This window comes from Stenotrophomonas sp. a6 (assembly GCF_030913325.1).
GTDB classification, from domain to species: domain Bacteria; phylum Pseudomonadota; class Gammaproteobacteria; order Xanthomonadales; family Xanthomonadaceae; genus Stenotrophomonas; species Stenotrophomonas maltophilia.
In genome coordinates, this window is record NZ_CP133161.1 from 1,785,905 (window position 1) to 1,810,371 (window position 24,467).

Below are 24,467 nucleotides of genomic sequence, written 5' to 3' on the forward strand. Positions count from 1 at the left end.
GGAACTACCCAGGCCTGCCGCTGAGCGGTCTACCTGCAGCAGTTGGCCGAAAGTGCCTGTTGAGTCGGGTGGTTTGAGGAGGTTGCAGAACTAGTGTGATTGGATGCTTCAGCTTTGCGGTGCCGCCCTTGTAGTGGGTGCTGCTGCAGCGCTCGCCCAAACGCCCGCGACTTCTAAGCCGGCATCGGGGACCATTGAGGGGATCCACCGGCTGTACTTCTTGGCCGTGATCGTCCAGTCCCGGTGTCCCATCTGCCGCGTCACCCACATGACGTTCTCGCCGGCGCTGAGCGCCTGGGAAGCAAAGGTGTGGCGCATCTGATACGGGTACCGGTACCTCACCCCAGCCTTGCGCAGCGCGCGCTGCCATTCGCCGGCGCGAATGTTCTGATCCGACCCCCACCGGGCGTTCGTCCTGGGGTCGTGCAAGACGAACTCGCCGGCGGTGGCGGTGTGGGCGCGCTGAGCTTTCAGGGCATCGATCGCAGGTTGCAGCAACTGCACCTCACGCACGCCGGACTCGGTCTGGCCAAGTCAGCCAAGATGCGCAAGGGCAACTACATCAAGGCCCACAAGTGCGCCAGCGCAGTCCTGCTGGAGGCGCTCCATAGTGGCAGGCGGGGATTTTGCAGGGCGCTGTGGAACGCCGAGAGCTAGCGATAGTCAGTGCTTGAGGGTGAGATGGTCGGCAGTTGCTGCGGTGGCCTGGGTATGGATTGTGTGAAACTCCGTCATCAGTGCGGTGATCTTGTCTTGTGATTCCTTCCATCGCTCAAGGCTTACGGGATCTGGATCTCGCCCGAGTAGGCCAATCGGAGTCTCAACGGCGCTCGTCTGCGCAGCGGCGCGCATCGCAACTCCTGCCATGTGTCGCACCAAAATGCTGCTGGGTTGCCCAAACAGATAGCGGAACGTGGGCTCCAGCGCCAAGATTGCGTCCGCATCTTGCATCTGCCGTTTGCCTCGAAACGACGTTGCGAGGCGCCGGAGCTCCTCGTGGGCCGCGAATCGGCGATCGAACATGTCGAGTTTCAGTTTGTGACGTGCTGTCCTCCACTGCTGGAAGGCGATATAAGCCACTGTCGTAGCGAGGGCCAACTGACCAAAGGCAGTCACCGCCTTCATCTGCAAATCCGTCAAGCCGAGAAACGTCTCAACCATTGCGACACCCTCCCTGTATTGGCCGGGATTATCGCATTTGTTAAGGTTTGTTAGGGAGGTGCATGACGCGCCTTCATGGAAAGACGGCGTATGCCGCGGGGGGAATGAATGGGATGCTGGGCACTGGAGATCAATTGGCCAGTAGTGACACAGGGGTTCGGTGCAGTCGCGCAGGGAGTTGGCGCGTTGGTGCTCGGTGGCGTTGGCGTGTGGGGTCTTTCAAGCTGGAAAACGCAAGCGAAGCTGGGGAAGCAGCAAGCGGTTGCCGAAGAAGGACTAACGTTGGCCTACCGGGTGCTAGACGCGATTGAGGTCATACAGAAGCCGAGCATGTGGCAGGAGGAGTTGGACCTGATTGAGCGGCGTCCAGATGAGAGCGATGAGCACTACTTTGCTCGAGCTTTCTACGCTGTGGTTGAGCTGCGATCCGCGCAGTACACAGAGCTTGTTGCACAACTTGCTGCGATGCATTTCAGAGTTCAGGCGCTCCTTGGGGAACAGCCGTCTCAGGCGCTCAAAGACGTGCTGGATGGTTATGACAAGGTCCTGAAGAATGCACGTTCAGCTGGGCGAGCAGTCGAGAAAATTCGCAAGCTTGAACTCGCACTAGAGACGGAGCAGGACTCCAGAAAGAAGATGATGCTGGGACTTGCATCGGCAAGACTCAAAACCCTCGAAGAGTTTTTCTGGCCAGACTCCGACTACCAAGATGTGCTTGAGACTGATGAGTATCATCCAGTCCGAGATCCCGATGTGGCGGGAATACGTCGGAATGTTGAAGGACAACTACAGCAGTTCGCTAGGCTTGGTGATTAGTGTTCAGACACATGACCTCAGTTGTTCCTCATGAGGAGCCTCAGTTGCCTCGGGAACCGAAAGTAGGTTTGAAATCCCATAGTGGGCGTTTTTGTGGGCGCCTCAATTCAAAGGCCGTTGATTGACCAGGACGTGGGAGTCCACTGGTCAATCAGCGGCCTTCTTGTTTGCGGGGTAGAGCAGTTCGGCAGCTCGCGTGGCTCATAACCACGAGGTCGGTGGTTCGAATCCACCTCCCGCTACCAAATGGCCGGTAGTCATGGCCATCACTCAAGCCAGCGCATAGGCCGTCGTGAGACGCGCCGCTGGTGCCCGCGCGACCTTGCAACTGCGGGTGCCCAAGAGGCTGAAGGACATGATCAAGGCCGGCCGCTATGCGACACAGGGAGTGAACACCCTGCGCGGCGATCCCGTCGTGGCCGATCTGTCGCCTTGGGAGATCCTGCGGCAGGCCAACGGCTTCGCGCCGGAAAAGGTGTCCAGGCGGTGCGAGACGACCCGGGCGCTGAAGAACTACGAGCAGCACATACTCGATCGCCGCAAATCACTGGTAAATGCCTTCGCTATGGCGCTGCGCAATGGTGACGCTAGCGATCGCGCCTCCGTTCTGGCCAAGATCCGCGACTTCAACAAGGTCAATCCGGAACTGGCCATCACTTCAAGCGGTCTGCAGCGGTCCATCAAGAACCGCGCCCGCTATAGCGCCAGGGCCGAGGCCGGGATCATCCTCAACCCGAAGCTGGCCGCGCGTCTGAACAAAGCCGTGACGGAATAGTTGCTGCAACTTTGCCCTGCCATCGGATCTGCTTGGATGAAACCAATGTGAAGACGCCGGCGATGGTGCCGGCCCTATCGATACAGGGGCATTGGTTGATGGACAAGAAGGACTTGCAGGTGGTTGCCAGTGGAAAGGGATCGCAGGAGAAAGCCCAGCCGAGGGACAGTGGCGCTGGTTTTCTTTCGCCTGCAACAGGCTTGGAGGTGGGGCCCAAGGCATCGAGGGGGCGGCACTCCCGCCGCCAGACGCTGGAGAAGGGCATGGAAGATGAGCGGCACAAGGCTCAGGTGGTCTCGATGGACGCCTTCAAGGCAGGCCGGGTAGGGCGGATCCCGCCGGAGGTGTTGGATATGTATGACCAGCTGACACGTGACCAGCACGCGCTAGTGCGGACCTCGTTCGTGCTCCTCGCGGCAATGCGGAGACGATTGGGCTTGCCCGATCTGTGATGTTCCGGGAGGCCGCTTTTGCGGCCTCTCGCAGAACTAGTGCTCAGCTAGATTCTTCGCCAAGAAATTCTTTCCATTATCAATAATGGTGCTGCTTCGCCCAAGAAACTCTGCGTCTGTTTCAACTTGTGGGCCGCGAACTGGATTGACGACATGAGTCGAGTGGTAGTACGCAGTTCCGAGGACGTAGTGAATGAATACTTCGTGATCTCTCGCTGTTTCCGGATGAAAGTCCTTATATCCGCCCGGGCCTGGTGCGCAATGCGTGACATTTACCACTATTGCGTGTTCGCATTTGATGCTGAGTTTTAGAAAGGCGGAGTGGCAATTGTCGCAAGGAAACTCGTTGATTGAGATTCGCTGCGAGACAAGTGAAGTTGTGTTGTACATCAGTCTGTCTTCTTCGCAATTGCACCTTGATTTGGCGTCGCTCTTGATTTCCCGCCAAGCGCCGGACTCGCTCCGCTTCTGGAGTGTTCCTTTAACCGCACCAATTCTGTTTCCAATTGGCATAGTGGTCCCTATAGGGTTTTGGTGGATAGTTGTGGTTTCCGGTTTGAGCATCGAGCCTCCAGGCTTCTCGGTACCCGCCGAATCGTCTCAAAGTGCATTGGGCGGGCAGGTCGCGCCTTCTGGCCCATAGGTCCACTGGGCCGCCGCAGGGGGCCCTTCACTGCCCCGGACGCTCACGGAGCAGTAAGGCCGGCATGCTGTAATTCGGCCATGTGTTATTCCGCCTAGATCACCGCTGCCTACCAGAAGCTGGTCCGCATGACCGGCGCCACGCTCTCCCTGCAGGAGTTCGCAGCGCTGTACGCCCACGACCTGGGCAAGAAGCGGCCCAAGGCCCCGAAGGCCATGGATGACGCTTTCCGGGCAGGCGCCACACCGGCGGAGTTTGCGGTGTGGGCAGAGGTCGAGCAGTGGAACCGGGCCGAGGCCGCGGTGCTGGAGCAGGAGCTGTTCGCCAACCGCAAGCGCTTGGCCGATGCCGAGCGTGCGCTGCAGGTGAAGGAGACCAAGAAGGCCCGGGAGGACGTGCGGATCGCCGGCAACAAGATCGACCGGGCCCTGGTCAAGCTTGCTGACCTCAAGCGTTCCCAACCGAAGGACCGTGACAGCCGGATCTTCCCCGGGGTCTACGCCCCAGTGATCATTTCCGAGGGCGGCAAGCTGGTCATCAGGCCCATGCGCTACCAGTGCCGCCTGGCCGGGAAGCCGGCCAACTATGACCAGCGCTTCCCGGGCACCTACAACGCGCGCCGGGATAGCCTGAAGAAATTCTGGACGCCGGCATTCGGCCACACCCATGGGCTGATGGTGGTGGAGACGTTCTACGAGAATGTGGAAGGTCCGGACGGCAAGAACCAGGTGGTGCAGTTCACCCCGCGCACAGGCGAACCGATGCTGGTGGCCTGCCTGTGGTCGCACTGGACGGACCCCGCGGGGAAAGAGCCCGATCCCCTGTCGTTCGCGGCGATCACCGACGATCCCGAGCCCGAAGTGGCTGCGGCTGGCCACGATCGGACGATCATCAACATCAAGCCCGAGCACGTCGATGCCTGGCTCAATCCGGACCCGGTTAACCTGGCCGCGTTGCATCGGATCTTCGACGACAAGCGGCACCCCTTCTACGAGCACCAGCTCGCCGCATAGGAGGGGAGCGACCGTGGCGTGGCAATAGAGTGCTCACAATCGCAGATGCTGCGACCGCCATTCGTATCCTGCCGGCCATGCCGCGTCCCGACTCCTTCTACTGGACCGCACGCTCTGCGAGCTGGCCGGACGATCCGCTGACTGTGATTGTCAGCCAGGGCGTCTGGGTTTTGTCCATGACCGAGCGTGTCGATGATGGCATCTGGGTCGCGCACCTCGATCGACATCGGTATGGTCCTGGTAGTGGACCATGTCGGAAATGCACCAGCTACGAGCAGGGTCGCGCCGGCGCCGAGCTCTGGGGGGCGAGGCACGAGGCGAGGCTGTGGGACGACGTGGCCAATCGATGATGGTTGTGAAATCTGCAAGTATCTGGGGGTGCAGCAGGATAGGTTCGTCCGGCGTTGCGAACGACAGCACGATCAGATACCCATCCCGTGCACTTGGCCGGCCTCTTCCTGTAGGGCAATAAGCGAGTCCCAGTCGGCCGTCGCCATTGCCGCCAGCTTTCGGTCTTCAATTTTCTGGAGTGCGCTCGCCTCGTGCTGCGTGTGAGTCTCCGGTATATAGGGGGGGGGGGGATGCGGTGGGCAAGTGCATCCCGATAGGGCTTCAAGTAGGTATCGCGCCAAGCGACCATTTCAGCTGTGGTCAAGTGATCAACCAGAAGCTGCGGAAGCACCTCTTGCGTCCACGCCTTGAACAGATCGACGTGATTGCGGTTGATCTGACTCTGGAGGCCGTGCCAATGGAGGTAAGCCCAAGCCATGTTGTCCATGACTCCAACCGTGTGAATCAAAAATGCCTGAAGGTTGATAGTTGCGCGCTTTATGACGTCGCGCGATACCTTCGTGCGCGCCGGCGGGATAAGAGTAAAGACTGCGTCCGCAGTGACGAGCATTGTGTCCAGCCTGCGACCAACGCCTTGGGTCAACTGGTCCTTCGCCCCAGTTGGGGCAGTTGCTGACAGCTGCCATAGAGTAATCAGGAGGTCCGTGACCTGGGGTCTGAGGGCCCTCCAATTCTCGAGGAGGTACGCCACGGCCTTCGGCGAGTATTGGGATTGACGGGGCTCGCTGGTCATGCGCGGACTATAGCCGTAGGCGTGCCGGAGTCGCCAATTTGATCTATTCGACAGATCATTCAGGCAGGATATGCGCTCACCAAGGAAGACGAGAATGGCATGCCAATAGAAATTCTGATTGCGCCCGCGGCGCCCGCGGCAGAGTCGGCGAGCGAATTCTGGAAGTACGGCCTGCCCGTTGTCTCGCTGGTCGCGGGCATCTTGCTGAAGGCGGGGTTGGATTTTTTCCTCGAGCGCCGCCGTGATGCGGCACAGGAAGCGAAGCGCTTGGTCGAGCGCCGCGATGCGCTAAGGGCCAAGCGAATAGAGGCGGAACGAGGCAATCTACTTGCGGTGCAGCCGGTTCTCGTCGGCTTGCTTCATGCTGGCCGAAAGGTTCGAAACGCGCGGACTGCAGCCCAGACAACGGGAGAGGATTGGTCCAAAGCAACAATCGACCCTGAGTTGGTTCCGAAAGTTGAGGAATGGGCTGCGCTGCTATTGCCGATTCGGGCTCGCATCCATTCGTCGAAGGTGACGACACCTATGGATACCTTCATCAACAAGTTCTGGAAGGCTTTCAGAGCAAAGAGCAATGAAGAAGCGGAGAGTCTGTGGGACGAAACGTCATCAGCCCACACCAAACTGCAGGCCGAGATCGGTCGGGTCATCAAACAGCTTGAGGATGAGAACTACCAGCTGAAAGATCCGCCGGCGAGCTGAGGACGGCAGTGGTCAACATCGGATGTTGACCAAGAAGTTGACCAAACGCTGCCAATCCATGCCCATTTCTGCCCATGCGGCAGTCATGAACAAAAAAGCCCATCAAGCTAAGGCATTGATGGGCTTCGTTATTTCTGCTTCCTGGAAACCGGCGCCGATGGCGTCACGGGGACAATGCACCCCCGGCTTCTACAGTGCTGCAAGGTACAGGGCCTATCCCGCGTTGCCACGGTCAGGGCCTGCCCAACGGTTGCAATGCTACGGCAAAACAGCTGAACAGTCACCTTTGCAATCCACAACACGTTGTAGAGCCGCCGTCATAGCGGATTGGTAACGTCATTGGCACGAATTTGCGACACACTGGCGACGACCATCCGAGCCAGGACAGACACGGAGACTGTGGGTGACCGATGCAAGCCAACAACGCAGCCTGCGACAGCTGATCGGGCCGGTCGGTGCCGACTATCAGCGGCGCGCGTTGCCGCCCGGCTGGGTCTGGGCCGTGCTGGCGGTGCTGCTGGCGGCCACCTGGGTGACGGAGTTGCCGGCCACGGCCGCAGCGGCACTGGTCGCCAGCGCGGTGGTGGTGCACTGGTCGCAGCGCGGGCGCATCCATTGGCTCGGCTGGCGCCTACCGGGCCTGGCCGTACTGGCGGCCCTGCTGTGGGGGCCGGAAGTACTGTCGCAGTGGTTCGAGCACGGGCTGGCCGTGGTCCTGATGTCGCTGGCCAGTCTCAGTATTGGCGTGCACGTGTGGCAGTCGCGGCAGTTGGCGCGCCAGCTGCAGGGCGCCGCCGATGCGCTGGATGATGCCCAGTTGCTGTCGTTGCTGCCCGATGATGCCGCGCAGCTGGCCCAGCAGTGGCGGGAAGGCGATGACCGCTACGCGCCGGAACTGGCGGTGGTGATGCACCTGGCGGTGATGCACGCGGCGCTGGCGCCGCGCATGCGCGGGCAGGGCATGCTGGCGGGGTGACCCGCCTTTTGTAGCGTCGAGCCATGCTCGACTGCTTTTCTTACCGAAGCCGAGCATGGCTCGGCTCTACAGAAAACCAAGGCAGCCGAGCATGGCCCGGCTTTACAGGGTGATGCGCAGCGGCTTTACGCGTCGCGGTTGCCGCGACGCATCACGCGCTGCTTCTCGATCGCCCAGTCGCGGTCCTTGGCGGCATCGCGCTTGTCGTGGGTCTGCTTGCCCTTGGCCAGCGCGACTTCGAGCTTGATCTTGTTCTTGCTCCAGTACATCGCGGTGGGCACGATCGTGTAGCCATCGCGCTCGACCTTGCCGACCAGCTTGTCGATCTCGCTCCGGTGCAGCAGCAGCTTGCGCTCGCGCCGGTCGTTGGCCACCACGTGGGTGGAGGCCTGGATCAACGGGGTGATCTGGGCGCCGATCAGGAAGATCTCGCCGTGCTTCACGTAGGCGTAGGCATCGATGATGTTGCCGCGGCCAGCGCGGATCGACTTCACCTCCCAGCCCTGCAGTGCCAGGCCGGCCTCGAAGCGTTCTTCGATGTGGTACTCGTGGCGGGCACGCTTGTTCAACGCGATGGTCTTGTTGGCCGTCGCGCTCTTTGCTTTATCCTTGCCGCTGTTCTTGCTCATTTCCGTATTGTCTCCGATTCGGGCCCGCCCGGTCGATTGCCGAAACGTCCTGTATTCATGCCTACTATCCGCCGCAGCGCCTTGGTCGAACATTCGTCCGCGCGCATGTTCGACCTGGTCAACGATGTCCAGGCCTATCCGCGCCGCTTCCGCTGGTGCTCGGCTGCCCAGATCCTGGAGCAGGGCGAGGACCGGCTGGTGGCGCGCCTGGACCTGGGCCTGGGTTCGTTCAGCACCTGGTTCCAGACCGAAAACACCCTGCAGCGCCCGCACAGCATCGACATGCAGCTGCGCGATGGCCCGTTCAAGCAGTTGCACGGCCGCTGGGAATTCCATGCGCTGGCCGAGGACGCCTGCAAGGTCACCCTGACCCTGGAATTCGAGCCCAGCTCGCGCCTGCTGGGGCCGGCCCTGGCGATCGGCTTCCAGGGTCTGGCCGATCGGATGGTCAATGATTTCGTCCGCGTCGCCGACGAGGCCTGAGCGATGATCGAGGTCGAGGTGGTGCTGGCCTGGCCGCAGCAGGTGCTGTCGCGCCGGCTGCAGCTGGACGAGGGCGCGACCGTGGCCGATGCCATTGCCGCCGCCGCGCTGGAAGGCAGTGACCGATGCCCGGCTGTGGCCGTGCATGGCGTACTGGCGCGCCCGCAGCAGGTGTTGCTGGAGGGTGACCGCATTGAGCTGCTACGCCCGTTGCTGGCCGACCCCAAGGACAACCGCCGGCGACGCGCGCTCGGCGGTTGATGCCCGCAACCCGTCCGTGGGGACGGGCAGGGCCTCAGCGGCCCTTCTTCTTCTTGTCCTTCGGCAGGTTGCGGCCGAACTGACGCACGGTCTGCTGGGCCAGTGCCTTGTCGTTGCCCGGGAAGTAATCGCCTTCCCAACGGGTCACGGTGTCATTCTCGAAGAACACCACGAAGTTCTTCACTTCAGTACGTCCCAGGCGGTTCACCCGCTGGCTGGAGGTGTAGTCCCAGCGCTGGGCGTGGAACGGATCGGGAATGGACGGGGTGCCCAGCAGCGCGGTGACCTGCTGCTTGCTCTGCCCGACCTGCAGCTTGGCCACGGCATCTTCCCGGATCAGGTTGCCCTGATAGATGGGTTGCTTGTAGATGATGCCGCACCCGGTGGTGGACAGGGCGACGGCGGCGACCAACAGGAGATTGCGCATCGGGACTGGCGGTTGGGGAAATCAAACCGATGATACACTCCCGGCGTGCCACCGCGACCCAATCCGAGGCAGCTGGCGCTAAATCGCCAATGAACGGAGACCTATGGAAACCCACGACCTGCGTAAAGTCGGCCTGAAGGTGACCCATCCGCGGATGCGGATCCTGGCGCTGCTCGAGCAGCGCAATGCCCAGCACCACATGACCGCCGAAGACATCTACCGCCAGCTGCTGGAGCATGGCGACGAGATCGGCCTGGCGACGGTGTACCGGGTGCTGACCCAGTTCGAGGCCGCCGGCCTCGTGCTCAAGCACAATTTCGAGGGTGGCCAGGCGGTCTACGAGCTTGACCGTGGCGGCCACCACGACCACATGGTCGACGTGGACAGCGGCAAGATCATCGAGTTCGAGAGCCATGAGATCGAGGAGCTGCAGCGCAAGATCGCAGCCGACCACGGCTACGAGCTGGAAGAGCACTCGCTGGTGCTGTACGTGCGCAAGAAGCGCAAGTAAGCCGATCCAGCCAGCCAGATGCGACGAAACCCCGGGCCTGCCCGGGGTTTTTCGTTGCCGGGTCGCGTGCTGGGGTCAGAGCCCTTTGCTGGCGCAAAGGGATCCGACCCCGGCCGACCCCTGACCTCCAAGCAGCACGTCCAGATCCACCGCCTCGGCCATCGCCCGGTTCCCCGCATCACCCGGATGCAGGTGATCGCCGGAGTCGTAGGCAGCGGCCATCCGTGACGGATCGGCCGGATCGCGCAGGGCCGCGTCCAGGTCGATCACCGCGTCGAACGGCCCGTCGGTGCGCAGCCAGGCATTGAGCTGGCGGCGCAGGGCGTCCTTGTCCGAGTGGTAGTAGTCGTCCAGCGGCGTGCCGGGCAGGGCGCCGGCGAACGGCATCAGGGTGGCGCCGAGGATGCGTAGACCCCGCCGATGGGCCTGTTCGGCCAGGGCGCGGTAGCCCGCCTGCAGCTCGGCAAGCGCGGGCCGCGCCTGCTTGCGGGCGAAGGCGGTGCCGGGCCAGCTGATGTCGTTGATGCCGATCAGCACGATCACGCTGGACACGCCAGGCTGATCCAGCACATCGCGTTGGAAGCGCGCCGTCGCGGATTCCCCCATGCCGTCGTGCAAGAGGCGGCCACCGGAGATGCCGGCATTAACCACGGCGATGCCCCGCGGTGCCAAACGCGCGGCCAGATGGTCGGTCCAGCGCTGGTCCTGGTCGAGGCTGGCGGTGGCGCCGTCGGTGATCGAATCGCCGATCACCACCACGCTGCGTGCGCTGGTCGGCGCCTCGACCTCGATGCCGGCCAGGAACAGGCGGGCCGTGGTGCTGCTGGCCCCGCTCAGTGCCTGGGCCTGGCTCTGGTCGCCAGGCGCAATCCAACTGGTCTGCCTGCCCTCCCAATGGAACGTCTGTACCGGCATCGGCCCCGGCACGAAGACGCTGACCTGCAGCGCCTGCCGGTCAGCCGTGGCCAGTGGCAGCGGATCGCTCAGCCGTTCCTGCCCGGGGCCGATCAGCACTCCGGGCTGGCCTTCGAAACTGAGCGGCTGCGGGGTGTCCCCCGCCCGGGCGGCCACGCTCGCCGCCCCGATCCGCAGTGGTTGAGTGCCGTAGGCATTGCTCAGCCGCACCCGCAGCCGAGACCCGCCCAGGCTGATACGTGCCGTCTGGCGGAAGGTCTGGTCCTGCAGAGCGGCTGGGACCAGGGTCGGAAACAGGAATTCCGCGCCCCAGACCGGTTGCGGGCTGGCCTGCCAGCTGGCGACCCACTGTGGCGCAGGGGCGGCGCTGGCGGCACTGGACAGGCCGATCAATGCGGTGGTGACGAGCTGGCTGAAGCGATTCATCGGGCAATCCCGGGTGGAGGGAAGGCCATGGTGATTCCGTACTCATCTGTGAACTAGACTGCGCATGGACAATCATCTGTGAACTGGATTCATTGCCATGGCGCGCTCCGACATCAACCGATCCGGCGAACTGGAAGTGTTCGTGCGGGTGATCGAGACCGGGGGCTTTTCCGCAGCCGCCCGAACGTTGGAGATGACCCCGTCGGCGGTCAGCAAGCTGGTGGCGAGGCTGGAACAACGGCTGGGGACGCGCCTGCTGCAGCGTTCCACCCGCCAGCTGCAGCTGACTCCCGAGGGCTGCGCGTTCTACGAGCGCGGCCTGCGCGTGCTGGCCGACCTGGACGAGGCCGAGCGCTGCGCCAGTGCTCACGCCGAGCCGCGTGGACGCCTGCGGGTCAATTCCAACGTGCCGTTCGGCCAGCATTTCCTGTTGCCGTTGCTGCCGGCGTTCCTGCAGCGCAATCCGCAGGTAGGCGTGGACCTGACCCTCAACGACGAGGTGATCGACCTGCTGGAGCAGCGCACCGACGTGGCGGTGCGGGCCGGTCCGCTGAAGAGCTCGAGCCTGGTGGCGCGGCGGCTGGGCGCGACGCGGATGATGATCGTGGCTGCACCGGCCTACGCGCAGCGGCACGGGCTGCCACGCACTGCCGAGGAGCTGCAGTCGCACAACCGGCTGGATATCGGCCATGCGCGCGCGATGCAGGGCTGGCCGTTGCTGCAGGACGGGCGCGAACGCATGCTGCTGCCCAGTGGCAACGCCCGCGCCAGCAACGGCGATGCGCTGCGCCAGCTGGTGCTGGGTGGGTTGGGCATGGCGCGGCTGGCAGCATTCCAGGTGCAGCAGGATATTGCCGCCGGGCGCCTGCTGCCGGTGCTGGAAGAGGCCAACCCCGGTGACCTGGAAGAGGTACACGCGGTGTTCCTGGGGCAGGGCGGCTACCTGCCGCTGCGGGTGCGCGCGTTTCTTGATTTCCTGGTGGAGAACGTCGACCTGACGCAGCCACGGGGGTAGTGCCGGCCGCTGGCCGGCAACCTCACGATCTTCGCCCACCTGTGTTGGGTTGCCGGCCAGCGGCCGGCACTACCGTGCGGAAGCCGGGCCTATGCCCGGCTCGGGCGGCGTTACACCTGCAGCAGCTTGCGCGCGGCGGCGCGCGCTTCCTTGCTCACTTCCACGCCGCCGAGCATGCGTGCCAGCTCTTCCTCGCGCGCCTTGCTGTCCAGCTTTTCCACGGCGCTCTGGGTCATGCCTTCCACCGGGGCCTTGCTGACCCGGTAATGGGCATGGCCCTTGGAGGCAACCTGCGGCAGGTGGGTCACGCACAGCACCTGGCGCTTCTCGCCGAGCGCGCGCAGCTTCTGGCCAACGATGTCAGCCACTGCGCCGCCGATGCCGGAGTCGACTTCGTCGAACACCATGGTCGGTACTGCATCCAGGTCCAGCGCGGCCACTTCGATGGCCAGCGAGATGCGTGACAGTTCGCCGCCGGAGGCCACCTTGCGCAGGGCGCGCGGCGGCTGGCCGGCATTGGCTGCGACCAGGAATTCCACGCGCTCGGCACCCTGCGGGTCGGGCTTGGCGGCGTCCTGCGGTTCCAGCTCGATCAGGAACTGGCCGCCGCCCATGCCCAGCTCGGCGATGATGCCGGTGGTGGTGGCCGACAGCTCGGCAGCAGCGCTGCGACGGCTGGCGGTCAGCACTTCGGCCTGTGCGCGCCAGACGGCGGCGGCCTTGTCGATCTCGCCGGCCAGGCGCTGCAGGCGTTCGTCGGCGCCGCGCAGCTGTTCCACTTCGGCGTGCATGCGCTCGCGCTGCGCACCCAGCTCGTCCATCGGCACGCGGTGCTTGCGGGCCAGGTCGTGCAGACGGCCGAGGCGGCGCTCGTTCTCCTCGAACTGTTCGGGGTCGGCGTCGAGGTCGTCATGCACCCGGTCCAGCAGCGACAGGGCTTCGTGCAGCTGGATCGAAGCGTTCTCGATCAGGCCATCCACCTCGCCCAGGCGCGGGTCGTGCTCGATCAGGCGCGACAGCTCGTGGCGCACCTGCTGCAGCAGGTCCAGCGCGGAGCTGCCGTCGTCGCCGTTGAGCTGGTTGCTGGCGGCCTGGCAGGCGCTCAGCAGGGCGCTGGCATGGGCCTGGCGGCGGTGGCTGGCGCCGAGTGCGGCAATCGACTCCGGCTCCAGGTCTTCACGGTCCAGCTCGCGCAGCTGGTGCTCCAGGAAGCCGATCCGGTCACTGACGTCGCCCTGTTGCGACAGCGCCAGCGATTCATCGACCAATGCCTGCCAGGCCGCGGCGGCGCGTCGCACCTGGCGGCGTTCGTTCTCGTTGCGCGCATAGGCGTCGAGCAGGGCCAGCTGCGACGGGCGCGTCAGCAGGGCCTGCTGTTCGTGCTGTCCGTGGATCTCCACCAGCAGCGAGGCCAGGTCGCCCAGCTGCGCCAGGGTCACCGGGCGGCCGTTGATCCAGGCCCGCGAACCGCCATCGGCGCGGATGACCCGGCGCAGCTGGCACTGCTCCTCGTCGTCCAGCTCGTTGTCGGCCAGCCACTGGCGTGCAGCCTGCAGCTGCTCCAGCGCAAACTCGGCCGAAAGCTCGGCGCGCGCGGCGCCGTGGCGGACCACGCCGCTGTCGGCGCGCAGGCCGGACAGGAAGCCCAGCGCGTCGACCATCAGCGACTTGCCGGCGCCGGTCTCGCCTGAAACCACGGTCATGCCTGGCCCGAACTCCAGTTCGGTGGCGCGGACGACGGCGAAATCCTTGATCGAAAGATGTCTGAGCATGGGTAAGGGGGTATCAGCAGCCGCGCAACGCTAGCACGCGGGCGAGGGAGGTCCAATGACTTGCCAAGGTGATGCGCCGCCATTATCTAGTGTCCGTGTCTCACAGGTTGATTCCATGCACGGTTCTCCCGACCAGCTTGCCCCGCGTGCGCGCCATCTGCTGCGCACGCTGATCGCGCGTTACATCCAGGACGGCGAGCCGGTCGGCTCGCAGACGCTGGCGCGCGTGGCCGGGCTGGAGGTCAGTCCGGCCACCATCCGCAACATCCTGGGTGACCTGGAAGACCTGGGGCTGCTGGCCTCGCCGCACACCTCCGCCGGGCGGGTCCCGACCGCACATGGCTACCGGGTCTTCGTCGACAGCCTGCTGCAGATGCAGCCGCCGGGCGAAGGCGAGCTGGCCCGGTTGCGCCAGGAACTGGCTGGCGGCGGCAGCACCCAGGCCCTGCTCGGCAGCGCCTCGGAGCTGCTGTCGGCGATGAGCCACTTCGTCGGCGTGGTCAGCGCGCCGCGACGCGAGCAGTTCGCCTTCCGCCAGATCGACTTCGTGGCGCTGGACGGGCGCCGGGTGCTGGCGATCCTGGTGTTTGCCGACAACGAGGTGCAGAACCGCGTCATCGAGACCCGGCAGGAGTTCGCGCCGGGCCAGCTGGAGCAGGTGGCCAACTATCTCAATGCCCATTTCGCCGGCCTGCCGATGGCCGAGATCCGCACCCGACTGCTGCTGGAACTGCGCGATGCCCGCTCCGAGCTGGAACAGCTGCTGGCGCACAGCATCGAGCTGGCCGAGCAGGCCCTGCAGCCGGCGGCCGACGACATGCTGGTGGCCGGCCAGACCCGCCTGATGGGGGTGCAGGACCTGTCCGACCTGGAGCGCCTGCGCGAGCTGTTCGAGCTGTTCTCCAGCAAGCGGGAGATCCTGCAGCTGCTGGAGCGGACCATCCAGGCGCCCGGCGTGCGCATCTTCATCGGCGAGGAGACCGGGATGATGCCGCTGCAGGGCGTCTCGCTGGTCACTGCCCCTTACACGGCCAATGGCCAGGTGCTGGGCGTGCTGGGGGTGATCGGCCCCAAGCGGATGGCCTACGACCGCGTGATCCCGCTGGTGCAGGCTACCGCCGATGTACTGGGCGCGGCGTTTTCGCCAGCCGGCCGGCCGCCGGGAACATCCGACGCTTGAAACGCAGCATCCCGCCCACACTAGGGTGGGTGGAGGCGGAGATTGACCGCCAGGGACCCAGACATGAACCACGAACAGCCAGATATCGAATCCCAGCAGAGTGCCGCCGATGCGGCCGCCACCGCCGGCGTCAACGACGAAGTCGAGCGCCTGCGCGCCGAAATCGAACAGGTCAAGGCCGATGCCCTGCGTGAGCGCGCCGACCTGGAGAACCAGCGCAAGCGCGTTGCCCGTGACATCGAACAGGCCCGCAAGTTCGCCAACGAGAAGCTGCTGGGCGATCTGCTCCCCGTGTTCGACAGCCTGGATGCCGGCCTGAAGGCCGCCGGCGACGACCCGCACCCGCTGCGCGAAGGCCTGGAGCTGACCTACAAGCAGCTGCTGAAGGTGGCCGCCGACAACGGACTGGTCCTGCTGGACCCGATCGGCCAGGCGTTCAACCCGGAACACCACCAGGCCATCAGCCAGGTGCCGACGCCGGGCGCCGCCCCGGGCAGCGTGGTGACCGTGTTCCAGAAGGGCTACCTGCTCAACGAGCGCCTGCTGCGGCCGGCGCTGGTGGTGGTGGCCGCCGATTGATGGACCAGGCCGGGCTTTGCCCGGTCCCGGTTGTGCCAGGCCATGCCTGGCAAGGTTTTCCAGGCGCTGAACACAGCGTTCGGGAGATGGCTTGAATGTTCCACGAGCCTCCCCCACATCGTATTCATCCACCGGCCGAACGGCCGGACTGACACCAACAAGCATCCTCAGGAGTCTCCCCCATGGGCAAGATCATTGGTATCGACCTCGGCACCACCAACTCGTGCGTGGCGATCATGGACGGCGGCAAGGCCCGCGTCATCGAGAATTCGGAAGGCGATCGCACCACCCCGTCGATCGTCGCCTACACCAAGGACGGCGAAGTCCTGGTCGGTGCCTCGGCCAAGCGCCAGGCCGTGACCAACCCGAAGAACACCTTCTACGCGGTGAAGCGCCTGATCGGCCGCAAGTTCACCGACGCCGAAGTGCAGAAGGACATCGCGCACGTCCCGTACAGCATCCTGGCCCATGACAATGGCGACGCCTGGGTGGCCACCAGCGACGGCAAGAAGATGGCCCCGCAGGAAATCTCGGCCAAGGTGCTGGAAAAGATGAAGAAGACCGCCGAGGACTTCCTCGGTGAGAAGGTCACCGAAGCGGTCATCACCGTGCCGGCCTACTTCAACGACAGCCAGCGCCAGGCAACCAAGGACGCCGGCCGCATCGCCGGCCTGGACGTCAAGCGCATCATCAACGAGCCGACCGCGGCCGCGCTGGCCTATGGCCTGGACAAGGGCGACAACAAGGATCGCAAGATCGTGGTGTACGACCTGGGCGGCGGCACCTTCGACGTCTCGGTGATCGAGATCGCCAACGTCGACGGTGAAAAGCAGTTCGAAGTGCTGGCCACCAACGGCGACACCTTCCTGGGTGGCGAAGACTTCGACAACCGCGTCATCGAGTACCTGGTTGAAGAGTTCAACAAGGACCAGGGCATCGACCTGCGCAAGGATCCGCTGGCCCTGCAGCGCCTGAAGGACGCTGCCGAGCGCGCCAAGATCGAGCTGTCCAGCGCCCAGCAGACCGAAGTGAACCTGCCGTACGTCACCGCTGACGCGTCGGGTCCGAAGCACCTGAACATCAAGCTGACCCGCGCCAAGCTGGAAGCACTGGTGGATGACCTGATCAAGAAGTCGATCGAGCCGTGCCGCGTCGCCCTGAACGATGCCGGCCTGCGTTCGAGCGACATCAGCGAAGTGATCCTGGTCGGCGGCCAGACCCGCATGCCGAAGGTGCAGCAGGCGGTGACCGAGTTCTTCGGCAAGGAACCGCGCAAGGACGTCAACCCGGACGAAGCCGTGGCACTGGGTGCGGCGATCCAGGGTGGCGTGCTCGGCGGCGACGTCAAGGACGTGCTGCTGCTGGACGTGACCCCGCTGTCGCTGGGCATCGAGACCATGGGCGGCGTGTTCACCAAGATCATCGAGAAGAACACCACCATCCCGACCAAGGCCTCGCAGGTGTTCTCCACCGCCGAGGACAACCAGTCGGCCGTGACCGTGCACGTGCTGCAGGGTGAGCGCGAACAGGCCCGCTTCAACAAGTCGCTGGCCAAGTTCGACCTGTCCGGCATCGAGCCGGCCCCGCGTGGCCTGCCGCAGGTGGAAGTGTCCTTCGACATCGACGCCAACGGCATCCTGCACGTGTCGGCCAAGGACAAGAAGACCAACAAGGAACAGAAGGTCGAGATCAAGGCCGGTTCGGGCCTGTCCGAGGAAGAGATCGCGCGCATGGTCGCCGACGCGGAAGCCAACCGCGAAGAAGACAAGAAGTTCCAGGAACTGGTGCAGGCCCGCAACCAGGCCGACGCCCTGATCCACGGTACCCGCAGCGCCATCACCGAGCACGGCAGCAAGGTCGGCGGCGATGTCATCGGCAAGGTCGAGGCGGCCCTGGCCGACCTGGAAACCGCGATGAAGGGTGACGACAAGGCACAGATCGAAGCCAAGTCGAAGGCACTGGAAGAAGCTGGCCAGTCGCTGTTCGCCGCTGCTTCGGCCGACCAGGGCGGTGCCCCGGGTGCCGACGCCGGCAATGCCGGCAAGGCGCAGGACGACGTGGTCGACGCCGAGTTCACCGAAGTCAAGGACGACAAGAAGTCCTGATCCGGACCGACACGGGACGCTGGCCACCAGCGTCCCGTTGTCGCATCAGGGTCCTGACCGCCCACCGGCGTGTCGGGGCGCCCGACGCAAGAGCGGACCTGGTTCCGCTCTTCCGCTTTGACGAATCCCGACTTTCCGGAACCAGATCCACGATATGAGCAAGCGCGATTATTACGAAGTGCTGGGCGTTGCCCGCACCGCCACCGACGACGAGCTGAAGAAGGCGTACCGTCGCTGCGCGATGAAGTTCCACCCGGACCGCAACCCGGGTGATGCGGCGGCCGAAGCCTCCTTCAAGGAGTGCAAGGAAGCCTACGAAGTGCTGTCCGACGGCAACAAGCGCCGCATGTACGACAGCCATGGCCACGCGGCGTTCGAGCACGGCATGGGCGGCGGCGGCCCGGGCGGCCCGGACATGAACGATATCTTCGGCGATATCTTCGGCAACATCTTTGGCGGCGGTGGCGGTGGTCCGCGCCAGGCGCGTCGCGGCGCCGATATCGGCTACGTGATGGAGCTGGACCTGGAAGAAGCCGTGCGCGGCGTCGAGCGCCGCATCGAGATTCCGACCCTGGCCGAGTGCGGCGACTGCGATGGCAGTGGCTCGGAAGACGGCAAGGTCGAAACCTGCAATGTGTGCCATGGCCGCGGCCAGGTGCGCATCCAGCGCGGCATCTTCGCCATGCAGCAGGCCTGCCACAACTGCGGCGGCCGTGGCCAGATCATCGCCAAGCCCTGCAAGACCTGCCACGGCAACGGCCGTGTCGAGGAAGACAAGGTGCTGTCGGTGAAGGTGCCGGCCGGCGTCGATACCGGCGACCGCATCCGCCTGCAGGGCGAGGGCGAAGCCGGTCCGGCCGGTACGCCACCGGGCGACCTGTACGTGGAAGTGCGCGTGCGCGAGCATGCGATCTTCCAGCGCGATGGCGACGACCTGCACTGCGAAGTGCCGATCCGCATCTCGCAGGCGGCACTGGGTGACACCGTGCGCGTGGCCACCCTCGGCGGCGAAGCGGAGATCCGCATTCCGGCCGAGACCCAGACCGGCAAGCTGTTCCGCCTGCGCGGCAAGGGCGTGCGTTCGGTGCGCAGCCGCAGCGAGGGCGACCTGTACTGCCGCGTGGTGGTGGAGACTCCGGTCAACCTCACCCCTGAGCAGCGCAAGCTGCTGGAACAGTTCGAAGCCACCTTCGTCGGCGAGGAAGCACGCAAGCATTCGCCGAAGTCGGCCACCTTCATGGATGGCGTGAAGGGCTTCTGGGACCGGATGACGTCCTGAGTTTTCAACGCAAGTGTTGAACGGTAGCGCCGGGCCATGCCCGGCGTTTTCGTTTGCGATCAGCGGAAAAACGCCGCCGGCGTCTGCCCCAGCTGGCGCTTGAACATGCTGGTGAACGCGCTGGGGCTGTCGTAGCCCATCGCCAGCGCGACATCGATGACCTTGTCGCCGACCGCCAGCCGCTCCAATGCGGCCAGCAGTCGCGCCTGCTGTCGCCACTGCCCGAAGGTCATGCCCAGCTCGTGGGCGAAGTGGCGCTGGATGGTTTTCACGTCCACTTCCAGCGCCTGTGCCCAGTCCTGCAGCGTCGCGTCATCGCCGGGGTGCTTCTGGATGTGCTGGCAGATCCGCTGCAGGCGCGGGTCGGTGGGCGCCGGCAGGTGCAGCGGCAGCACGTCCATGCGGTGCAGCTCGTCCAGCAGCAGGCGCACCACGCGGCCATCGCGGCTGTCTTCGATGTGCTCGCCCTTGATCAGGGTGGCTGCCTGCAGCAGTTCGCGCAGCAGCGGTGCCACCTGTACCGCGAACGGTTCGGCCGGCAACTGCGGGGCGAACGACGGATCGATGTACAGGCTGCGCATGTGCACGGCGGCAATGCAGTCCACCGCGTGCACCATGCCCGCCGGCATCCAGATTGCACGGGTGGAGGGCACGACCCAGCGACCGACTTCCGAGCGCACCACCATCAGCCCCGAGATGGCATAGACCAGCTGGTGGCGTTGGTGCTTGTGGCCTGCGATGTGGGTGCCTGCCGGGTACTGGGTAACCCGGTAGGTGACCGGGCGATGCACTGGCACATCACGCCACGGCGCAGCCGGGTCGACATCGCCGGCAATGTCCTTTTTGCGATAGGCCATGACCCGAACGCGGCAGAAGGGAGGGGAGGGCAACCGTAGCATGCGTGACTCGCCCCCAACCTGACTGCGTCCATGTCCGCCTTGGCTTCTCCCGCAACGACCTCACGTCCGGTGGCTCCCGGTGTGCTGGCAGCTATTTCCACCTCGCATGTCGTCAACGACATGATGCAGTCGCTGATCCTGGCCATCTATCCAGTGATCAAGGGCGGCTTCAACCTGAGCTTCACCCAGATCGGCCTGATCACGCTGACCTACCAGCTGACCGCTTCGATCTTCCAGCCACTGGTTGGCGCCGCCACCGACCGTCGCCCGGCGCCGTACTCGCTGCCGATCGGCATGGCCTCGACCCTGTGCGGCATGCTGCTGCTCGGCTTCGCGCCGAACTATGCGGTGGTGCTGATGGCTGCGGCGATGGTCGGCATTGGTTCGGCCATTTTCCATCCGGAAGCATCGCGCATTGCGCGGCTGGCCTCGGGTGGCCGCCATGGCTTCGCGCAGTCGGTGTTCCAGGTGGGCGGCAATTTCGGTACCGCGCTCGGTCCACTGATTGCTGCAGCCGTGATCGTGCCGCATGGCCAGCATGCCGCCTCGTGGTTTGCCGGCGCCGCGCTGATCGGCATTGCACTGCTGACCTATGTCGGCCGCTGGTACGCGCTGCACCTGGGCACCCCGCGCCCGGCCAGCACCGCCTCGATGGCGCCGCGCCATCCCCCGCGCACCGTGGCCAAGGTGCTGGCGATCCTGCTGGTGCTGATCTTCAGCAAATACTTCTACATGGCCAGCATCGGCAGCTACTTCACCTTCTACCTGATCCACCATTTCGGCATTCCGGTGGCACAGGCGCAGCTGCATCTGTTCGCATTCCTGGTGGCGTCCGCCGCCGGCGGCTTCCTCGGTGGCCCGCTGGGCGATCGCATCGGCCGCAAGCCGATCATCTGGACCTCGATCCTGGGCGTTGCACCGTTCGCACTGATGCTGCCGCATGCCGATCTGTTCTGGACCACGGTGCTGGCGGTGCTGATCGGTTTCGTGTTGTCGTCGGCGTTCTCGGCGATCGTGGTGTACGCACAGGAAATGATGCCGCACCGCATCGGCATGGTGTCCGGCCTGTTCTTCGGCTTTGCGTTCGGCATGGGTGGACTGGGTGCTGCCGTGCTCGGCCTGCTGGCGGACAAGACCAGCATCGAGTACGTCTACCAGTTGACTGCGTTCCTGCCGCTGCTCGGCATCGTGGCGGCGTGGCTGCCGCCGTCGCGGCCTGCTGTTCACTGAGGGGTGCTTCTTTTTGCAGGGCTGCGCCCTGCACCCGCAGAGGCAACGGCAAAAGCCAAAGCGTGCTATCCGTGGATTGGCGGGGTGGGTCCGGTTGAGGGGGACACTGCAAGTACGTCCATGTAGCTCGGTCGCGCCGTTTTCCGCGATCTGTCGGAACAGCGTTCTGCTTTGGTGGGTGCCGACCGTTGGTCGGCACGGGGTCGGATATCGATATTTGACAGACGTGTCGATCAACGGACGACACCTACCAACAGCCGCAGTTGCCAGTAGAGCCACGCCATGCGTGGACGAATTCATTCGGTATCCGACAGATGTGCCGACCAACGGTCGGCACCCACCAGCAGCTGTCGGCCAACTGTCGAAGGTGGGGCGGTGTGGGTGCGCAGGACCGTTGGCGCCATGGATGGCGCCATCGAGCCCCCATGGATGGGTTTACGGCGTGTCCTGACCACCCACACCGCCCCGCCATCCCAGGGACAGCCCGCTCTGGCTTTTGATGTTGACGTTGATTCTGCAGGTGCAGGGCTGCAAGCCCTGCCGAACCGCCCACCGGGCGTAGAATGCGGCCATGAGCGAATCCCTTGATAACCACCTGGTCCACGGCCGCCGCCAGCGGCCCGACGGCCCGTCGCCGATCGATGTCATCTCGGTCCAGTCGCAACTTGTCTACGGCCACGCCGGCAACAGCGCCGCCGTGCCGCCGATGCGCGCTCTCGGCGTGCGCGTAGCAGAAATTCCGACCGTGTTGCTCAGCAACGCGCCGTTCTACGACACCACGCGCGGTCGCGTGCTGCCCGCCGACTGGTTCGCCGACCTGCTGCTCGGCACCCACGAGCGCGGCCTGCCGCAGCGGGCGAAGATGCTGGTGTCCGGCTACTTCGGCAGCACCTCCAACGGTGCCGCCTTCGCCGACTGGCTGGACGACATCCTGCCGGCCTGCCCGCAGCTGCGTTACTGCCTGGATCCGGTGATTGGTGATACCCACACCGGCCCCTACGTGGAACCGGGCCTGGAAGCGATCTTCGCCGAGCGCCTGCTGCCGCATGCCTGGCTGGTGACCCCGAACGCCTTTGAACTCAATCGCCTCACCGGTATGCCGGCGCTCGCCGAGGCCGATGCCATCGCCGCCGCACGCACGCTGCTGGATCGTGGCCCGCACTGGGTGATCGCGCACAGCGTGGGCGGCACCCCGGGTGAACTGGTGACCCTGGCTGTCGGCCGCGTGGAGACCTGGCGCTGGACCTCGCCCCTGCTGCCGGTGGACGTGGCTGGTACGGGTGATGTGCTGATGTCGCTGGTGGTGTCGTTCCTGCTGCGCGGCGAATCGATGCAGCAGGCGATCTCGCGTGCGATTGCCGGCACCCACGCGGCCCTGGAGGCGACCCTGGACAACGGCTTCGAAGAATTCGACGTGATCGCTGCAGCGCCTGCCGCGCTGGCCGAGGGGACGCGCTTCCGCGCCGAACGCGTGGCATGAACGGCCTGCTCGAACGCACGCCGCGCACGGTCGGCATCGTCGGCAGTGCCGGCGCCTACGGGCGCTGGCTGACCCGCTTCTTCCAGCAGCACATGCAGCTGCGGGTCATCGGCCATGATCCGGCTGATCCGGGCTCGCATACGCCGGAACAGCTGCTCGCGCAGGCCGATGTGCTGGTGTTCTCGGCGCCGATCCGGCATACGCCCGCGTTGATCGCCGAGTACGTGCGGCAGTCGGCCGGCCGCGAGCAGGACCGGCTGTGGCTGGACGTGACCTCGGTGAAGGAGGCACCGGTGCAGGCGATGCTGGCCTCGCAGGCCGAGGTGGTCGGGCTGCACCCGATGACCGCGCCACCGAAAGCGCCGACCCTGAAGGGTCGGGTGATGGTGGTCTGCGAAGCGCGGCTGCGGCACTGGCAGCCATGGGTCGATTCGCTGTGCACGGCGCTGCAGGCTGAGTGCGTGCGGGCCACGCCGCAGCATCACGACCAGATGATGGCGCTGGTACAGGCGATGGTGCATGCCACCCACCTGGCCCAGGCCGGCGTGCTGCGCCAGTACCAGCCGCAGCTGGGCGACCTGGCCGCGATGATGCCGTACCGGTCGGCATCGTTCGAACTGGATACGGCGATCATCTCGCGCATCCTGTCGCTGAACCCCGCGATCTACGAGGACATCCAGTTCGGCAACCCGTACGTGGCGCCGATGCTGGAGCGCTTGGTCGGCCAGCTGCAGGCCCTGCAGGCCCAGGTCGGACAGGCCGACGACACTGCACGCAGTGCATTCCGTGAGCAGCTGCTGTCGGCCAGCCGCAGTGCCTTCGGCGAGCAGGCACTGGCCGAGGGCAACTACACCTTTGAACGCGTGGGCTATCTGCTGGCTGACCTGACCGAGCGCAATGCGTTGTCGGTGCACCTGCCGGAAGACCGGCCGGGCTCACTGCGTGAACTGCTGAATGTGTTCGAGCAGCACCGCATCAGCCTGGCCTCGATCCATTCCTCGCGCACGCCTGGCGGCGAAGTGCATTTCCGGATCGGGTTCGTGGCCGGCAGCGATCCGGGGGCGATCAGTCGCGCGGCCGCTGAAGTGGACGCCAGCGGCATCGGGCGGGTGCTGGGCTGAGCACATTCATCCACAGGCGGTGTGGATGATTTCTGAGCAAAGGTGTGGATAACCTCGCTCAGCCCTTGGTAGTAAAGGCTGTCAAGATGCTTGGTCAAAAATTGATCACGCTTTTTGTAGGGTCGAGCCATGCTCGACCGCCTTTGGCAAAAAGCGTGTCGACCAAGGTCGACACCTACCAGAGGCAAAAGGCGTGTCGACCAAGGTCGACACCCACCAGAGCGGAGCGGTACGAAATCCGGTGGCGCCGGGCCATGCCCGGCGAACCTCAGATCGTCAGCCTCAGCTCACCGCCACTGGTGGTGAACTCGCGGCCGTCGCGTACCAGCGGCCGTCCATCATCCAGTTCGTAGCGTGGCGTGGCTTCGGAATGGTGCCCGCTGCCATTCGCCTCGGGCTTGAACTCGATGATGATGTGGCTTTCGCCGTTGCTGTCGACGGCGGGGAACTGACGGAACGACATCGTGCACCTCCTTCAGCGGATGCTGCTGTTGCGCGGCCAGCTTGGCCGCGCCGATGTTAGGCGGACGTCA

25 protein-coding genes and 1 tRNA gene are annotated in these 24,467 nt (G+C 64.8%); 18 read left to right on the forward strand and 8 right to left on the reverse strand.

Annotated elements, in window-relative coordinates; genetic code table 11:
* Positions 1–108 precede the first annotated feature (108 nt).
* Both Q9Q79_RS08370 and Q9Q79_RS08375 read right to left on the reverse strand, forming a co-directional pair.
* The gene (locus Q9Q79_RS08370; RefSeq protein WP_286245818.1) at positions 109–513 is read right to left on the reverse strand and encodes a tyrosine-type recombinase/integrase; all 405 of its coding nucleotides are present in this window, start codon (positions 511–513) and stop codon (positions 109–111) included.
* A 150-nt stretch (positions 514–663) separates the two neighbouring features.
* Positions 664–1,161, reverse strand: a complete 498-nt coding sequence (locus tag Q9Q79_RS08375) for a hypothetical protein (RefSeq protein WP_201862384.1) — start codon at positions 1,159–1,161, stop codon at positions 664–666.
* A 144-nt stretch (positions 1,162–1,305) separates the two neighbouring features.
* Between Q9Q79_RS08375 and Q9Q79_RS08380 the strand changes: the two genes are divergently transcribed.
* The 7 genes from Q9Q79_RS08380 (at position 1,306) to Q9Q79_RS08410 (ending at position 7,622) form a co-directional block, all read left to right on the forward strand.
* Complete coding sequence (locus tag Q9Q79_RS08380; RefSeq protein WP_201863783.1) at positions 1,306–1,977, forward strand: hypothetical protein; 672 nt, start codon at positions 1,306–1,308, stop codon at positions 1,975–1,977.
* A 168-nt stretch (positions 1,978–2,145) separates the two neighbouring features.
* A tRNA-Met gene (locus Q9Q79_RS08385) sits at positions 2,146–2,222 on the forward strand.
* Between the two features lie 110 nt (positions 2,223–2,332).
* The gene (locus Q9Q79_RS08390; protein ID WP_236672481.1) at positions 2,333–2,752 is read left to right on the forward strand and encodes a PLxRFG domain-containing protein; all 420 of its coding nucleotides are present in this window, start codon (positions 2,333–2,335) and stop codon (positions 2,750–2,752) included.
* Positions 2,753–2,784: 32 nt separating this feature from the next.
* Entirely contained in the window at positions 2,785–3,204 is a 420-nt protein-coding gene (locus Q9Q79_RS08395) for a hypothetical protein (protein ID WP_201862380.1), read from the forward strand.
* Between the two features lie 771 nt (positions 3,205–3,975).
* Positions 3,976–4,860: an SOS response-associated peptidase family protein gene (locus Q9Q79_RS08400; protein ID WP_236672480.1), complete on the forward strand. Its 885-nt coding sequence runs from the start codon at positions 3,976–3,978 to the stop codon at positions 4,858–4,860.
* A gap of 1,183 nt (positions 4,861–6,043) precedes the next feature.
* Positions 6,044–6,646: a hypothetical protein gene (locus Q9Q79_RS08405; protein WP_201862376.1), complete on the forward strand. Its 603-nt coding sequence runs from the start codon at positions 6,044–6,046 to the stop codon at positions 6,644–6,646.
* A gap of 403 nt (positions 6,647–7,049) precedes the next feature.
* Positions 7,050–7,622 carry a hypothetical protein gene (locus tag Q9Q79_RS08410; protein ID WP_005409230.1) on the forward strand — a complete coding sequence of 191 codons (573 nt, stop codon included), beginning with the start codon at positions 7,050–7,052 and terminating at the stop codon, positions 7,620–7,622.
* Between the two features lie 125 nt (positions 7,623–7,747).
* On the opposite strand, the gene smpB is transcribed toward Q9Q79_RS08410, so the two are convergent.
* Positions 7,748–8,251 (reverse strand): SsrA-binding protein SmpB, encoded by a 504-nt coding sequence (gene smpB, locus Q9Q79_RS08415; protein WP_005409231.1) that lies wholly within the window; start codon positions 8,249–8,251, stop codon positions 7,748–7,750.
* Positions 8,252–8,308: 57 nt separating this feature from the next.
* Here smpB and Q9Q79_RS08420 point away from each other — a divergent pair, with 57 nt between their 5' ends.
* Positions 8,309–8,734, forward strand: a complete 426-nt coding sequence (locus Q9Q79_RS08420; RefSeq protein ID WP_005409232.1) for a type II toxin-antitoxin system RatA family toxin — start codon at positions 8,309–8,311, stop codon at positions 8,732–8,734.
* 3 nt (positions 8,735–8,737) lie between these two features.
* Positions 8,738–8,995 carry an RnfH family protein gene (locus Q9Q79_RS08425; RefSeq protein ID WP_005409233.1) on the forward strand — a complete coding sequence of 86 codons (258 nt, stop codon included), beginning with the start codon at positions 8,738–8,740 and terminating at the stop codon, positions 8,993–8,995.
* Between the two features lie 34 nt (positions 8,996–9,029).
* On the opposite strand, the gene bamE is transcribed toward Q9Q79_RS08425, so the two are convergent.
* Complete coding sequence (gene bamE, locus Q9Q79_RS08430) at positions 9,030–9,422, reverse strand: outer membrane protein assembly factor BamE (protein ID WP_005409234.1); 393 nt, start codon at positions 9,420–9,422, stop codon at positions 9,030–9,032.
* A 103-nt stretch (positions 9,423–9,525) separates the two neighbouring features.
* On the opposite strand from bamE, the gene fur reads away from it, so the two are divergent.
* Entirely contained in the window at positions 9,526–9,933 is a 408-nt protein-coding gene (gene fur / locus Q9Q79_RS08435) for a ferric iron uptake transcriptional regulator (protein ID WP_005409235.1), read from the forward strand.
* 75 nt (positions 9,934–10,008) lie between these two features.
* Here the strand turns inward: fur and Q9Q79_RS08440 are convergent, their stop codons facing one another.
* On the reverse strand, positions 10,009–11,274 hold the full coding sequence (locus Q9Q79_RS08440; RefSeq protein ID WP_201862374.1) for an SGNH/GDSL hydrolase family protein: 1,266 nt from the start codon (positions 11,272–11,274) through the stop codon (positions 10,009–10,011).
* 97 nt (positions 11,275–11,371) lie between these two features.
* On the opposite strand from Q9Q79_RS08440, the gene Q9Q79_RS08445 reads away from it, so the two are divergent.
* A complete protein-coding gene (locus Q9Q79_RS08445) occupies positions 11,372–12,289 on the forward strand; it encodes a LysR family transcriptional regulator (RefSeq protein WP_005409237.1) in 918 nt (305 codons plus the stop codon).
* A 110-nt stretch (positions 12,290–12,399) separates the two neighbouring features.
* Here the strand turns inward: Q9Q79_RS08445 and recN are convergent, their stop codons facing one another.
* Entirely contained in the window at positions 12,400–14,061 is a 1,662-nt protein-coding gene (recN, locus tag Q9Q79_RS08450) for a DNA repair protein RecN (RefSeq protein WP_201862372.1), read from the reverse strand.
* A gap of 115 nt (positions 14,062–14,176) precedes the next feature.
* Between recN and hrcA the strand changes: the two genes are divergently transcribed.
* The 4 genes from hrcA to dnaJ all read left to right on the forward strand — a co-directional run bounded on the left by hrcA (position 14,177) and on the right by dnaJ (position 19,204).
* Entirely contained in the window at positions 14,177–15,241 is a 1,065-nt protein-coding gene (hrcA, locus tag Q9Q79_RS08455) for a heat-inducible transcriptional repressor HrcA (RefSeq protein WP_005409239.1), read from the forward strand.
* A gap of 63 nt (positions 15,242–15,304) precedes the next feature.
* Complete coding sequence (gene grpE / locus Q9Q79_RS08460; RefSeq protein WP_201862371.1) at positions 15,305–15,820, forward strand: nucleotide exchange factor GrpE; 516 nt, start codon at positions 15,305–15,307, stop codon at positions 15,818–15,820.
* 182 nt (positions 15,821–16,002) lie between these two features.
* Positions 16,003–17,925, forward strand: a complete 1,923-nt coding sequence (gene dnaK, locus Q9Q79_RS08465; protein WP_005409241.1) for a molecular chaperone DnaK — start codon at positions 16,003–16,005, stop codon at positions 17,923–17,925.
* A 154-nt stretch (positions 17,926–18,079) separates the two neighbouring features.
* Positions 18,080–19,204, forward strand: coding sequence for a molecular chaperone DnaJ (gene dnaJ, locus Q9Q79_RS08470; protein ID WP_005409242.1), 1,125 nt, complete (start codon positions 18,080–18,082; stop codon positions 19,202–19,204).
* A gap of 59 nt (positions 19,205–19,263) precedes the next feature.
* On the opposite strand, the gene Q9Q79_RS08475 is transcribed toward dnaJ, so the two are convergent.
* On the reverse strand, positions 19,264–20,061 hold the full coding sequence (locus Q9Q79_RS08475) for a helix-turn-helix transcriptional regulator (protein ID WP_201862369.1): 798 nt from the start codon (positions 20,059–20,061) through the stop codon (positions 19,264–19,266).
* Positions 20,062–20,133: 72 nt separating this feature from the next.
* Between Q9Q79_RS08475 and Q9Q79_RS08480 the strand changes: the two genes are divergently transcribed.
* The 3 genes from Q9Q79_RS08480 (at position 20,134) to Q9Q79_RS08490 (ending at position 23,934) form a co-directional block, all read left to right on the forward strand.
* Positions 20,134–21,333: an MFS transporter gene (locus Q9Q79_RS08480; protein ID WP_032966631.1), complete on the forward strand. Its 1,200-nt coding sequence runs from the start codon at positions 20,134–20,136 to the stop codon at positions 21,331–21,333.
* Positions 21,334–21,904: 571 nt separating this feature from the next.
* The gene (gene pdxY, locus Q9Q79_RS08485) at positions 21,905–22,813 is read left to right on the forward strand and encodes a pyridoxal kinase (RefSeq protein ID WP_201863782.1); all 909 of its coding nucleotides are present in this window, start codon (positions 21,905–21,907) and stop codon (positions 22,811–22,813) included.
* Positions 22,810–23,934, forward strand: a complete 1,125-nt coding sequence (locus Q9Q79_RS08490) for a prephenate dehydrogenase (RefSeq protein WP_180872413.1) — start codon at positions 22,810–22,812, stop codon at positions 23,932–23,934. The genes pdxY and Q9Q79_RS08490 overlap by 4 nt, the downstream gene beginning before the upstream one ends.
* A 268-nt stretch (positions 23,935–24,202) precedes the next feature.
* On the opposite strand, the gene Q9Q79_RS08495 is transcribed toward Q9Q79_RS08490, so the two are convergent.
* Positions 24,203–24,397 carry a hypothetical protein gene (locus Q9Q79_RS08495; protein ID WP_005409247.1) on the reverse strand — a complete coding sequence of 65 codons (195 nt, stop codon included), beginning with the start codon at positions 24,395–24,397 and terminating at the stop codon, positions 24,203–24,205.
* Positions 24,398–24,467 lie beyond the last annotated feature (70 nt).